Origin of the sequence: Frondihabitans sp. PhB188, from assembly GCF_003752365.1 — a bacterium.
GTDB lineage: Bacteria > Actinomycetota > Actinomycetes > Actinomycetales > Microbacteriaceae > Frondihabitans.
Genome location: NZ_RJUO01000002.1, coordinates 807673 through 817794, shown reverse-complemented (window position 1 = coordinate 817794; position 10122 = coordinate 807673). Strand labels below are relative to the sequence as shown.

10 protein-coding genes are annotated in these 10122 nt (G+C 71.9%); 3 read left to right on the top strand and 7 right to left on the bottom strand.

Annotated features, from left to right (window positions below; all coding sequences use genetic code 11):
* Window positions 1-142: 142 nt before the first annotated feature.
* Window positions 143-1249, bottom strand: coding sequence for an alanine dehydrogenase (ald, locus tag EDF46_RS08785; protein ID WP_123505869.1), 1107 nt, complete (start codon window positions 1247-1249; stop codon window positions 143-145).
* A gap of 102 nt (window positions 1250-1351) precedes the next feature.
* Between ald and EDF46_RS08780 the strand changes: the two genes are divergently transcribed.
* On the top strand, window positions 1352-1846 hold the full coding sequence (locus EDF46_RS08780; RefSeq protein WP_123505868.1) for an Lrp/AsnC family transcriptional regulator: 495 nt from the start codon (window positions 1352-1354) through the stop codon (window positions 1844-1846).
* 22 nt (window positions 1847-1868) lie between these two features.
* Here the strand turns inward: EDF46_RS08780 and EDF46_RS08775 are convergent, their stop codons facing one another.
* Both EDF46_RS08775 and EDF46_RS08770 read right to left on the bottom strand, forming a co-directional pair.
* Window positions 1869-2582 carry a GAF and ANTAR domain-containing protein gene (locus EDF46_RS08775; protein WP_123505867.1) on the bottom strand — a complete coding sequence of 238 codons (714 nt, stop codon included), beginning with the start codon at window positions 2580-2582 and terminating at the stop codon, window positions 1869-1871.
* Complete coding sequence (locus EDF46_RS08770; protein WP_123505866.1) at window positions 2579-3286, bottom strand: GAF and ANTAR domain-containing protein; 708 nt, start codon at window positions 3284-3286, stop codon at window positions 2579-2581. Before EDF46_RS08770 ends, EDF46_RS08775 begins: the two co-directional genes overlap by 4 nt.
* 136 nt (window positions 3287-3422) lie before the next feature.
* On the opposite strand from EDF46_RS08770, the gene EDF46_RS08765 reads away from it, so the two are divergent.
* Window positions 3423-4517 (top strand): hypothetical protein, encoded by a 1095-nt coding sequence (locus EDF46_RS08765; RefSeq protein WP_123505865.1) that lies wholly within the window; start codon window positions 3423-3425, stop codon window positions 4515-4517.
* Here the strand turns inward: EDF46_RS08765 and EDF46_RS08760 are convergent.
* From EDF46_RS08760 to EDF46_RS18530, 4 genes are read right to left on the bottom strand one after another with little or no spacing between them, the layout of a single operon-like run.
* Window positions 4514-6262, bottom strand: coding sequence for a hypothetical protein (locus EDF46_RS08760; RefSeq protein ID WP_123505864.1), 1749 nt, complete (start codon window positions 6260-6262; stop codon window positions 4514-4516). The two genes, EDF46_RS08765 and EDF46_RS08760, sit on opposite strands and share 4 nt — an antisense overlap.
* Window positions 6223-7215, bottom strand: a complete 993-nt coding sequence (locus tag EDF46_RS08755) for an amino acid--[acyl-carrier-protein] ligase (RefSeq protein ID WP_123505863.1) — start codon at window positions 7213-7215, stop codon at window positions 6223-6225. The genes EDF46_RS08760 and EDF46_RS08755 overlap by 40 nt, the downstream gene beginning before the upstream one ends.
* Window positions 7212-8384, bottom strand: coding sequence for an acyl-CoA dehydrogenase family protein (locus EDF46_RS08750; RefSeq protein ID WP_123505862.1), 1173 nt, complete (start codon window positions 8382-8384; stop codon window positions 7212-7214). Before EDF46_RS08750 ends, EDF46_RS08755 begins: the two co-directional genes overlap by 4 nt.
* A complete protein-coding gene (locus tag EDF46_RS18530; RefSeq protein WP_199738238.1) occupies window positions 8381-9037 on the bottom strand; it encodes an acyl carrier protein in 657 nt (218 codons plus the stop codon). Before EDF46_RS18530 ends, EDF46_RS08750 begins: the two co-directional genes overlap by 4 nt.
* Before the next feature lie 284 nt (window positions 9038-9321).
* Here EDF46_RS18530 and EDF46_RS08735 point away from each other — a divergent pair, with 284 nt between their 5' ends.
* A complete protein-coding gene (locus EDF46_RS08735) occupies window positions 9322-10050 on the top strand; it encodes an MBL fold metallo-hydrolase (RefSeq protein ID WP_123505861.1) in 729 nt (242 codons plus the stop codon).
* The last annotated feature ends 72 nt before the right edge of the window (window positions 10051-10122 follow it).

Below are 10122 nucleotides of genomic sequence, written 5' to 3'. Positions count from 1 at the left end.
GATCGGTGTTCGTTGGGCGTTTGCCCGATGTCATGTATTCGCCACCCTCCCCGGGAGGGTTTGGTCCGGGTGCCCTCCGTTACCCGTTCGTGACCCATGACGATCTCTCAGCGCGTTGAGCACCCCTGATCAGGCGCAGGAACTAGGCGATTCCGCCCGCCAGCTCCAGCCCGAGCGCGCTGGCCACGCCGGCGTTCCACACCGCCCCCTGGCGGATGTTCAGCCCCTTCGCGAGCGCGGCGTCTGCGGCCACGGCCCCCTCGAACCCCTTGTCGGCGAGAGCCGTGACGTAGGGGAGCGTCGCGTTGGTGAGAGCGCGGGTCGACGACTCGGGCACCGCGCCCGGCATGTTGGCGACGCAGTAGTAGACGGCGTCGTGCACCGGGAACGTCGGGGCGTCGTGCGTCGTCGGGTGAGACCCCTCGAAGCAGCCGCCCTGATCGATGGCGATGTCGACGAGCACGGCTCCGGGCTTCATCGTCGCCACCATGTCGTCGGTCACGAGCTTGGGAGCAGCGGCACCGGGGATGAGGACTGACCCGATCACGAGGTCGGCCTCGCGGAGCTGCTCGGCGATCGCGAACGGCGTCGAGTGCCGCGTCTGGATCCGGCCGCCGAACTGCACCTCGAGGGCGCGCAGGCGCGGGAGGGAGACGTCGATGACGGTCACGTCGGCGCCCATGCCGAGCGCGTTGGCGGCTGCGTGCTCGCCGGCGACGCCGCCGCCGATGACGACCACCTTCGCCTTCGGGGTGCCGGGCACGCCGCCGAGGAGGGTGCCGCGCCCCCCGGCCGACCTCATCAGGGCGTAGGAGCCGACGGTGATCGACAGGCGGCCGGCGACCTCGCTCATAGGGGAGAGGAGGGGGAGGCTGCGATCGGGCATCTGGACGGTCTCGTAGGCGATGGCCGTCGTTCCTGCGCCGATGAGGGCTTCGGTGAGGGGGCGGTCGGCAGCGAGGTGCAGGTACGTGAAGAGCACGAGGTCGGGGCGGAGGAGGCCGTACTCGGCGGCGATGGGCTCCTTCACCTTCAGGAGGAGCTCGGCGGTGCCCCAGACCTCGGCGGCGGTGGGGAGGATCGTCGCGCCCGCTGCGGCGTAGTCGGCGTCGGCGATGCGGGATCCGGTGCCCGCCCCGGCCTGCACGACGACGTCATGCCCGCGGCGGGTGAGAGCGTCGACCCCGGCGGGGGTGATGGCGACGCGGTTCTCGTTGTTCTTGATCTCGGTCGGGATTCCTACTCGCATGATTCGAGTCTGATGATTCGTCGTTACGATTGGGTTTCGCGCGACGATCCGTCGAGAAAATGGCGTTGCGCGCCCGAATAATCACAATCGAGGAGTCCTGACGTGCCCGAATCGAAGGATCTTCGGCCTATCGACGAGATCGACGACCTCGACCGGCGAATCCTCGAGACCATCACGACCGACGCACGGCTGTCGAACACCGACATCGCGGCTGCCGTCGGGGTCGCCCCGTCTACCGTCCACGGCCGGCTGCGGAGCCTCGTCGAGCGCGGCGTCATCACCGACTTCATGACGAGCGTCAACCAGCGCGCCCTCGGTCTGCCGCTGCAGGCGATCGTCGGCGTCACTCTCCGGCCGGGTGCGCGGCAGGCCAGCATCGTGGCGTTCTCGGAGGAGGTACGACGCCTGCCCCAGGTGCTGCAGGTGTTCTTCCTCGGCGGGGTCGACGACTTCATCATCCACATCGCGGTCGAAGACAGCTCGGCGGTGCGCACCTTCGTCGTGGAGCACCTGTCGGCCCAGCCGAGTGTCGCGTCGACCCGCACGAGCATCGTCTTCGACTACCACCGGAACGCCGTGGCGGCGTCGTTCCAGTAGCAGCAGGAGCCCCGGCGGGGCTTCAGAGCGTCACGCGTCTGCGCACTACGTCCTCCGCCAGCACCGACAGAAGCTGCCCGTGACTGCGCGCATACGAGCGCAGACGCGCGAACGCCTCGTCGGTCGAGATGCCGTGCACCTGTGACAGGACGCCCTTGGCCTGCTCGATGACGACGCGCGTCTGCAGGGCCCGCTGGAGCTGCTCGCGCACGACCAGGCTCTCGCGAAGGCTGCGCTCGTGGAGCACGCCGATGGTCGCCACGTCGGCCAGCGCCTGGGCCGCCCGCACGTCGTCGGCCTCCAGGCTCCCCGCCTCGGAGCGCAGCAGGTTCAAGGCGCCGATCGTGACGTCCCGGAGCCGCAGGGGGATGGCGTGGACGGCGGTGAACCCGCCGGCGAGGGCGTCGGCCGCGAACAGCTGCCACTCCGGCTTGACGTCGTGGACGTCGGGAACGGCGATCACCTGCCCCGTCATGAAGGACTCGAAGCACGGCCCGGCCTCGCCGTTGACCTGCATGAGCTCGACGACGCGACTCGCCTCGCTCGTGGAGGCGATGACCTCCAGGATCCCGGCTTCGTCGACCAGGAGGATCCCCGCCGCGTCGGCGTCGAACAGGTCGACGCACGAGTCGACCAGCGTCTGCAGCAGCTCGACGATGTCGTAGTCGTCGACGAGGGTGTCGGCGAGGGTCGTGAACACGTCGACGAGGCGCGCCTCGCGGGTGACGTCGGTCATGGATGGTCCTCGATTCCGTCGGCGCTGGTGCTGAACGAGAGCCGCCCGCCCAGGATGTCGTCGGCGACCTCGCCGACCGAGCGGGCCGACGCGAACGCGTGGGCCTGGATGATCAGCTGGGCGTCCTCGGGCGAGGTGCCGAGCTGCGCGAGCACGACCCCCGTGGCCTGGTGGACGAGTCGGCGCGAGTGCGGCGCCAGGTCGACCTGCCCGTCGTCGGATGCCCGCTCGAGAGCGCGACGGAGAACCGAGCGGCCGACGACGCCCGACATGGCGCCGGCCTGCCGCTGCTCGGCCGCGTTCAGAGATCGGGGATCGCCCGAGTAGAGGTCGACGGCACCGAGCCTCAGCGGCCCCACGTGCAGCGGGAAGGCGAAGAGCGCGCCCACGTCGTCGTGCTGGATGGCACGGGAGAACGCGGGCCAGTGGCCGTGGACCGACTCCCGCACGTCGGGCTCGATCACCGGACGGCCCGTCGCGAGGGCGTCCCAGCAGGGCCCCTCGCCGAGGTCGAACTGCAGCTCGTCGAGGCGGAGCGCCAGAGGATCGCTGGCGGCGACCGTCTCGCTGCCGAGCGGCGGGCCGAGGGAGGCCACCGAGGCGCCGGTGACGCGGAGCACGTCGATGAAGGGCTGGCAGAGGGCCGCTTCATCGTCGCCGGCCTCCGCCAGAGCGTCGAGGGCGGCGTCGAACGCGTCGTGCATGACCAGCCGCCCATCTCGAGTTCCTGCACCCCACCCTAGCCACGGTGCGGGACACGCCGATGCTTCCCGAAGAGGGGTATTGGGCGAAGCGCCGCAATTCTGGTTGGCTGTCATCAACCGATCAGGGGGATTCACCGTGGAGATCCACGAGCTCACTCGCCAGCAGGCGGAGCTCTGGCGCGCGTTCGTCGAGCAGCGGCACGAGCCTCGCCTGGTCGAGCTCAGCCACTGGATCCGTGAGACCGGCGGCCCGATCGACCTCCTCGACGGCTCGCTCGAGAGCCTCGTCGAGCTGTGGGAGTGGTTCATCGACTTCGTGGACGCCGATCTTCCGGGCGTCGACTCGCGCGTCCGCTACTCGCTGGGCTGGGCGTTCGGCTGGCCCGGCGGCAACCACGGCGCCACGTACTACGCGACGGAGGCCCTCGGCAGCTACGTCTTCGAGGTGCTGCGTCGACTCGACCCGGCCACTGCATGGACGGTCAACGTCCCCGTGGGTCGCACCAGGTGGGTCGACTCCGACCAGCACCGCACCGGCATCGCGTTCCGAGGCTCGTGGGTGTCGATCGACCCGCGCATCGCCAACGTCGCGAGCCGGCTGTTCGACCACGGCACCGCCGCCGCCGACTACGACGACATGGGCAGCGAGGCGTCGCGCCCGGAGCGGCTGCGCGACCTGGTGGCGAACCTCTTCCATCTCGTCGATGCGCCGACCGTGCGAGGGGCGTCGATCCTGACCCCGCTCGCCTCCGAGCCCGTGCTGCTCGTTCCGGTGCCGATGTACAAGCAGCCCCCGCCACCGCCCGCCGAGCCGGAGCCCGCGCCCGTGCTGGTGTCGGTCGCCGAGGCGCAGGCGATCCTGAACCCCGACGAGTCGGCGTCGGTCGTCGGCGAGCCAATGATCCTGCTGTCGCGGCGGGGCGACGCCGAGCACCTCGAGGCGGCGCCGGCGCTGTCGGAGCGCCGGGTGTTCCGGGTCCTGCAGTCGCTGGGGGTCGAGACCGTGAGCGGCGAGCCGCTGTCGGCCGAGATGCTGCGCGACCCCGAGGTCGAGCACCTCCGGCTGCTGCGCGGCGCCGTGACGGTCGAGACCTGGGTGACCGGGCACCGCCTGCGCGCGCTGCAGCTCGAGCCGTCGGGCGCCGGGCCGGCCGAGTGGGACGCCGTCGAGCACGCGTTCTCGGAGGCTGCGCCGCGTCTGCGGGCGGTGTTCCGGCCCGAGGCCGACTAGCCCCGTTCCGGTCGCAGCCGGCCAGCGGAGATCGGCGAGCCCGCCTCCGCGAGGCCGAACTCGCGCACCGCCAGCTCGACCGACAGGTCGAGGGCGGCGGAGCGGATGCCGGGGCTGTACAGCGCGTGGTCGCCCGACGCGCGCTCGACGACCGTGAGGGACCCGCGCGCCCGCGCCCGAGCCCCCGACCCCGACCCCGACCGGCGCAGCCGACGCTCGGCAGCGGGCCCGCCGTGGGCGCGCCACACGGCTGCGTCTTCCGGCCCGAGCAGGACCACGACGTCGGTGCCCGCCGCGAGCGCGCGACGGAGGTTGGGCTCGGCGAACCGCAGCACGCCCCGCGACGCGAGAGCCGCCAGGAGGCCCGACGGCAGGTGCCGCTTCGCCCCTGCGACGAGGCGGTCGCGGAGGGCGGGGGCGAGTTCCTGCGCCCCGGATTCAGGTCGGTGCACGAGAGGCTCCTGCGGCACGACGCGGTGGTCGTTCAGAGCCAGCGCCGCCACGAAGCGCGCCGACTCGGGGCGCGAGACCAGGCCGATCCAGCCCCCGACGCACATGCCGACGACGCCGAGGCGCTCGCGGGGCAGGTCGAGGTAGTCGACGGCGGCCGCGTGGTCGTCGAGCCAGGCCTGCGTGAACAGCATGCTCGGCTCGTGGGCGTCGACCGGCGTCGACTCGCCCGTGCCCCGGCGGTCGAAGCGGAGCGAGCGGATGCCGCGCATGGCGAGCCGGCGGGCGAGCTCGACCTGGTGGCGGGTGGCTCCGACGCGGTGCTCCGCCGAGCCGTTGTGCAGCACGACGGCGGGCGCCTCCCAGCTGCCGCTGCCGCTCCAGGCGTGCCGGGTGACGATGCCGAAGAGGTCGTGCGGGCCGAAGCGGACGAGCTCCTCGACGAGGTCGCCCACGACCGCAGTGGTGACGGGCGCAGGAACTCGCAGCACGCCGTCGCCCACCGCGAACGAGCGGCGCATCCAGTCGGTCACCACCGTCACGCTCGCGGCCGGGATCGAGGCGAGGATGCTCGACATGTCGAGGGAGTCCTCGTGCCCGGGCACCTCGAGCACCGTCACGGCGTCCTTCGCCGGCCGCAGCGCCTTCGGCAGCGTCGGCCCGGCGCTCGACTCGCGCACGGCCACCAGCACGGGCATGCGCTCGGCGAGAGACGCGTCGTAGTCGAGCGCGGCGATCCGGTCGGCGAATTCCCGCGTGAACTCGGCGCCGGCCACCTCGACGACGCCCTCGGGCGCCTGATCGGCGACGTCGCCGACCTCGATCGTGTAGAGCGCGCTCTGGCGCCGGAGCCAGGCCCTGCCCGACCCGGCAGGGTCCCACAGCACGAGACCCGCGGCCCCGGGGTCGTCGGTGGCGTGCCGGGAGGCGACGAGCGCCCCGCTGCCGAGGCCGAGGTAGACGATGCGGTCGGCTCCGGCGATGCGCAGTTCGGCCGCCGCCAGGCGGGCGCCCATGTCGAGCGAGGGCTCGGCCATCGAGTCGCCGAAGCCGGCGTGGTCGAAGCGGATCGCGGCGAATCCCGCCGTCGCGAGCCGGTCGGCCAGGTGGCGCAGCGTGCGGTACGCGACGGAGTACTCGTAGCCGAGCGGCGGGCAGATGACGACGCCGGTCGCCCCGCCGATCGTGGGCAGGTGCAGTGTCGCCAGGACGGCACCGTCGCCCAGCCAGGTGTCGACGGTGCGCTGCTCGGCGCTCATGCGAGCGAGAGCGAGGAGCGGACGGCGGGCGACCACGACGCGACGTCGGTGCCGTGGGTGCGGACCAGCGCGAGCGCGATCCGCTCGAGGCCCCAGCCGAGGCACGAGCTGGCGGAGGGCGATCCGTCGACGGTCTGGATGCCGAAGGTCGCGCCGAAGTGGTCGCCGTGGTTGTTGGCCGACGCGATCGCGGTGCCCTCGTCGAGGTCGCCGTAGATCGGCACCACGACCTCCAGCTTCGCCTCGTCGGCGAGCTGGTTGCGGGCCAGCATGCGTCCGGTGCGGCCGAAGAACGGGTCGTTCGCCGCGACGACGCGGGCGTCGAGACCCAGGTCGAGCAGGCCGGCGAGCTGCCGCTCGTTCTGCGCGTTGCGGAATTCCCCGGCGTCGGTCTCGAGCCCGACGTGCACGAACTCCTGCTGCCGGAAGGCCTGCAGGCGCATCGGGTCGATCGAGGGCTCGTGCCGGAAGCAGAAGCCGCTCAGGTCGAAGGTGCGCCCGCCTGCCGGGAGGGTTCCGCGCAGGCGCTCGTACAGGGGATGGCAGACGGCAGGAACGAGCACGGTCTCCGCCGGGCTCAGCCACGCGCTCCAGTCCTCGCCGTTCGCCCGCGCGCTCACCAGCCGGCGGTGGTCCGCCTCGGTGCCGGTGAAGCCGTTGACGGCGCCGGTCAGGTGGGGGAACGACACGATGTAGTCGGTGTTCTCGAACTCGGGCCGCGGGAAGACGGGGGCGAAGCGCATGCGCTCGGCGTTCAGATCCGCGAGCAAGCGGGTGACGGAGCGGCTGATGCCGTCGACGACGTCTTCGAACAGGCCGGAGCGGCCGTAGAGGCCGAGCTCGCCGGCGTCGATCAGCAGGCCGGAGGCCAGGAGCTCATCACGGAACTCGGAGCGGGCGGCCTCGAGGTCGGAGTCCGGGGCTGTCGCAGCCGGGGCGGTCGTCGCTGGGCTCGTCACCGCTGCGGTCGTCATCGTCGGGTTCGTCATCGTCGGGCTTTCCGTCGCTGGAGCAGCGAGAGCTGCGCGTTGTTCGCGAGGATGCGGTCGTTGTTGACCATGACCGCGGTGCCGTACGAGTCGCGGAGCAGGCGGCCGAGGCTCAGGTCGGAGTCCTGGCGGTAGCCGGCGATGCCGGCGACCAGCATGGCCTGGCCGACGATGTCGATGACCGAGTCGGACGCCGTGATCTTGAGCGAGTTGTGCGCGATCGCCCGGGGGATGCTCGTGAGGGCGGCGCGGTCGTCCGCGTCGTCGTCGAAGGCGCGGGTCGACGACTCGACCAGGCCGCCGAAGGCGGCGACCTTGCCGAGGAGCTCGGCCAGGCGCGTGGCGGCCGGAGGCAGGGTGCCGATGCTCTTGCGGGCGGAGCGTTGAACGGCGGTGGCCGCCTTCGCGGCGGCCGCGTCGGAGATGCCGAGCCAGACGGTGGCCCAGAGGAGGTGCGACACCGGGAGCATCGTCTCGGCCGAGATGGTGGCGAAGTCGTCGGGCACGATGTGCTCGCGGTCGACGGTGGCCTCGAGCTGGAAGCCCGGGCTGCAGGTGCCGCGGAAGCCGAGGGTGTCCCACTCGCCGAGCTGCGTGAGGCGGGTCGTCGCCCGGGGGCAGATGACGAGCACCTGGTCGGACGGCGCGCTCTCGAGCGAGGCGCGGGCCGTGGTCAGGATGACGTCGGCGAAGGCGCCGTACGAGATGACCGGCGCGGTCTTCCGGAGCACGATGGTGCCGTTCGGCTGCTCGTCGATGGCGCAGCCGCTGGTGCGGGTGCTGCCGCCGATGCCGGCCTCGGTCGTGGCAGACGCCATCAGCGTGCCGTCCATCACGAGGCGGCGGAGCGTGCGGATGACGGTCGTCGAGCCGTGGGTGTGGCGGGTGAGGCAGAGCACCTGGATCTGGTGCATGACGAAGATCATGCCGGTCGCGCTGCACGACTCTGCGAGGATCCTGGCGACTTCGGAGAGGTCGTGGAGGGTGGCGTTCTCGCCGCCCAGGGCCGAGGGGACCGCCGCGGCCAGCAGGCCGTTCGAGCGGAGCGCGTCGACGGCCTCGCGCGGGAAGCGGGCGCGGGCGTCGACGTCGTGCACGTGGCGGGCGGCGATCTCCGCCACCTGGCGGGCGCGGTCGGCGAGGAGGCCGCGAGAGGTCGTGAGGTTCATGCGTCGACGCCCAGGGCGCTGGCCGCGGCCTCGAGGGAGTCGATCGACGAGAAGGTGGCGCGGCTCAGGAGCTCGTCGGGGAACTCGAGGTCGAGCTCCTCCTCGAGGGCGAGCATCACGTTCACCGTCGCGTGCGACGAGAGGCCGGCCTGGTAGAGGTCGTCGCCGTCGCCGAGCTCGGCGACGGGCGTGACGAGGTGTCCGTGCTGGTCGAGCACGGTGCGGATCGTTGCCTTCATGTCGAAGGGGTCCTTTCGGGTAAGGAGCGCGAACGCGGTGGCCTGGGCGACACCGTGATCGTGGGTGAGGGCGATGGCGATGCTGTGGATCCCGCTGCCCGTGGCCTCGAGACGGGCGAGGCCGTGAAGCCGCACCCGTGGCGCTCCCGACGGAGCGTTCGCGATCTCGACGTCGCGATAAGGAAGACCCTGATCGCGGCTCGGCCGCAGCACTTTCACGACTGCCTCCTTGCCGGCGAACCGCGCCGCGAGCCGTTCGACGTCGCCCTGGGTCTGGTCGAGCTCGATCGGCGTGAAGACGCGGTTCAGGTAGGAGGCGCCGAAGCGCGTGACGGAGTCGCGGACATCCGCGACGGTCACGAGATCGGTGCCGACGCGGGGCCGCGGCATTCGGGTGCCGGTGAGCTCTCGCACAGGGGTGTTCCAAGGATCGGGTAGGGGGCCTGGAGGTGTCGGGGAACGTCACCAGGCGGTTCGGGTAGGCGGGGCCGACTGGGTCGATCGGCTGATCCAGACGTCACGATAGGGCGCCTGAACGGGGGTCGACCAGACCTTCCGGCAAAGACACCTCACTACTGGGGACAGACAACTCGGTCTGTCCGTCGGTCTGACGACGCTGGAGCTCCTGCCGATCGACCTCCCTGCTGCCGCCTCTACGCTTGATCTACTCCCCCGTACCGCCCTAGGAAGAGCTCTTCGTGTCTGCACCCACCGTCCGCTCCGTCGACCGAGTCGCCCCGGGTGTCCACTTCATCGAAGGCCCCGCGTCGAACTGGGTGGTCCTCGTCGGCGACTCCGAGGTGGCGCTGATCGACGCCGGCTACCCCGGCGACCTGCCGCTCGTCGAGCAGTCGTTGCGAGAGGCGGCGCCCGGCCTGCCCCTGACGGCGATCGCCGTCACCCACGGGCACTCCGACCACATCGGCTCGATCCGCGCGCTCCTCGGCACCTACCCCGACGCGCGGGTCTACACGGGCGAGGCGGAGCTGCCCAACGTGCGCCGCGACGAGATCCATCAGGTCACGGTCCGCGACATCGTGCCCCACCTCGCCAAGCCCCGCTTCGTGCGCTGGATTGTCCACGCCCTGCGAGCCGGCGGGCTGGGCGACGTCGCCGTGCGGAGCGTCGAGGCGGCGCCGACCGAGCTGGCCCTCGCCGGGCACGCCGTCCGCGCCGTCCCGTCGATCGGCCACACGCCGGGCCACACGCTGTACGAGCTCGTCGACGCCCGTGCCGTGGCGACCGGCGACGCCCTCGTCACCGGCCACGCGGTCTCGCGCCGCGTAGGCCCCCAGTCTCTGCACCCGATGTTCCACTCCGACGTGCGCGCCGCCTCGCAGCTCGCCGCCGAGCTCGCCGGCCGCTACGCCGACTGGACGCTGCTGCCGGGGCACGGCGCGCTCCGCCGCCGCGGCACGTCCTCGTAATTTCAAGGAGATCTGGTCTGCCGCACCGAACGTGGGGCGGATCCCGGGCATCTTCGGCGGCCGATCTCCTTG